At 38.5% G+C, this 384-nt stretch carries 1 protein-coding gene; it reads right to left on the minus strand.

Annotation, left to right across the window (positions count from 1 at the left end):
* Positions 1 to 103: 103 nt before the first annotated feature.
* Positions 104 to 382 carry an HU family DNA-binding protein gene (locus ACODS7_RS32755; protein ID WP_144518314.1) on the minus strand — a complete coding sequence of 93 codons (279 nt, stop codon included), beginning with the start codon at positions 380 to 382 and terminating at the stop codon, positions 104 to 106.
* Positions 383 to 384 lie beyond the last annotated feature (2 nt).

Here is a 384-nt window from a genome sequence, read left to right on the forward strand (position 1 = left end):
GGAAAGCAACAGCTTGTATATAAACATGCGATCTCCACGATTCGCTTCTAAAATATAACAGTAGCATGATTCCTACTGGATTCATGCTACTGTTATAGAAATATTATTTAGCGTTTACAGCTTCTTTTAATGCTTTCCCTGCTTTAAAGGCAGGTGTTTTTCTCGCAGGAATGGTAAGAGATTCACCAGTATGTGGATTGCGTCCTTCACGTGCAGCACGTTCTCTTACTTCGAATGAACCGAAGCCAAGTAACTGTACATGTTCCCCATTTTGTAGTGCATGTTGAATGGACTCTAATACTGCATCTACTGCAAGACTTGCTTGTGGCTTTTTTAGTTCAGATTGTATTGCGACTTGTTTGATTAATTCTGATTTATTCATGA

The sequence above is a fragment of the Bacillus sp. FG16 genome (genome assembly GCF_057809515.1).

Bases quoted from the DNA above. Each gene is read 5' to 3' on its own strand.
- ACODS7_RS32755 (WP_144518314.1), bottom strand. From the start codon at position 382: ATGAATAAATCAGAATTAATCAAACAAGTCGCAATACAATCTGAACTA.